Below are 2,051 nucleotides of genomic sequence, written 5' to 3' on the forward strand. Positions count from 1 at the left end.
GTGAGACCCGCTTGAACAGACTCTCGCCCGGGAGTCCGCCGGTAGGGCTTGATACGTATAGCTGGCTGTTACTCGTCACCTCCAGGTTGGTTGCGACAATACCGCCGGTGACGGTCGTCCTGCTGCCGCTGGCGATCTCGACGGAGATGATCCAGGTCAACGTCACCGCCCTCACTCAATTGACCTTTACGACGCGCAGTTCCGGGAAGATACGAGAACGGGCACTCTATCTCGTGGAGTGCCCGTTTCGCCTTTTTGTGTGACCGCCCGCTCACTCGACGAGTGAGGCGCGCTTGATCGGGGGCTCACCCGTGAGTCCGCCGGACATGTCCACCCTTACTATGCTGTTACTCGTCACCGTGACCTTGGTGGCGATCACACCGCCGTTGATGGTCGTCGTGCTCGTGCTGGCGCCCAGCTCGATCGGCTGGGTAGGGAAGTACATGGTGCCGGTGAACACCGCATTCGAGCCGCTGGCGATCACGTTCTCATACACAGTGCCCGCCTCTCCGCCCGCAGGATCCTGGAAGAACAGGATGCCGGCCAGAGGGCCCGTGGTCATCGCCGAGAGAGTTGCCCGCGAAGCGCTTCCCAGCTCGAACCTGCCGAACTTGTTGGCGCCGCCGTTGGCGGCAGTAGCGTTGGTGTTGAAGAAGGTCACGCCAGTGCCGGTGATCACGCCTGAGCCCGACGTGAGGCCGCCCCCTCTCAGGATGTAGAGGCCCGGATTGAGCGTGGCGGTGCCGTCAATCTTGATGCCCCCGCAATGGATCCCTGGCGACAGGACGCGAGTGGTGCTGGAGATGACATTCGTATCGATGAAGTCGCATTGCGTGGGGTTGAAGGACGGCCGCTCCAGGTACGCAAGCGGATCCGGCGAAGGCGCCACTCCCATTTCCATGCTTCCGCTGATCACGATGGTGCCACCAGTCGGGGCGATCCCACCGGTGACGGCAAGGGCATCGCCGGTAAGCGTTCCGTTGCTCTCTATCGCAACCGCCTTGGGGTCATTCGAGTTCACGACGATACCGCAGCCGACGGCCAATAGCGATTCAGACCCGCTCACGCTGAGGGACATCTCGTCATCAGTATCGAGAGCGTAGATGCAGTTCTCAGAAGGGGCGGGGATACCGGCAACAGCGCGCACATCGATGGTCACTGAGTTCCGTCCGAGCAGGCGACCAAAGATGGTGGTCGCGGGACGGGAAATCACCACCTCGACGAACTCGTCGTCGCCTATATAGAACCCGCTCACCGGCCCGTTGTAGACCGACACCGTCACGCCGTCGGTGCCATTCGTGAAGCCGTTCCTCGTCGTCTCGGCGTGCGCGGATGCGAACACCGAATCCTGGGGTTGTGCCCTGAAGATCTCGTGGGCGCCGGCCGTTGCCCCGGCATCGGCAGCCGTCTGGGCGATGCGCCTCTGGCGCTGGAGTGATCCCACGTCTATCGCCAGAGCCGTGACGCTCATGACCCCTACCAGCGAGACGGCCACCAGCGGCAGAATGGCTCCGCGCCTGACATTCGGCCACCGTCCACGCCGCGCAAACGAGGGTCGGCTCTCTAGATGCCCGGGTCCAATCTCACTCAACCCCACTCCCTGTTCGAGAATCAAGCTCCCTCACTCCATATTGCACACGAACAGGTTGCCGTCCTCGCAACAATATGTACGCTCGGCTTCACCGATCAATACAGTATCACGTCGTCCCCACCTTGCCGGCAAGTTAATCCTCAAGCTATTACATTTGTGATGTGAAGGCCGATGGGCCAAGACAAATATATGCGCGAGCGGATGCGCCATGTCTGTCGCTGCTAGACGTTTTCTGCGCCGCCGACTCCGCGTCGCTTCAGCTCTCGAGGCACTTCATTGGTCGGCGCGCGCCAGGTTCGCCCCGTTGCGCAGGTCCCCCTCACTCGACCAGTGAGACCCGCTTGAACAGACTCTCGCCCGGGAGTCCGCCGGTAGGGCTTGATACGTATAGCTGGCTGTTACTCGTCACCTCCAGGTTGGTTGCGACAATACCGCCGGTGACGGTCGTCCTGCTGCCGCT

1 protein-coding gene is annotated in these 2,051 nt (G+C 61.8%); it reads right to left on the bottom strand.

Going from position 1 to position 2,051, the window contains the following annotated elements:
- Positions 1 to 271: 271 nt before the first annotated feature.
- Positions 272 to 1,591 (bottom strand): pilus assembly protein TadG-related protein, encoded by a 1,320-nt coding sequence (locus VES88_08625; GenBank protein HYN81551.1) that lies wholly within the window; start codon positions 1,589 to 1,591, stop codon positions 272 to 274.
- Between the last annotated feature and the right edge of the window lie 460 nt (positions 1,592 to 2,051).

The organism is Gemmatimonadaceae bacterium, assembly GCA_035633115.1.
Lineage (GTDB): Bacteria > Gemmatimonadota > Gemmatimonadetes > Gemmatimonadales > Gemmatimonadaceae > UBA4720.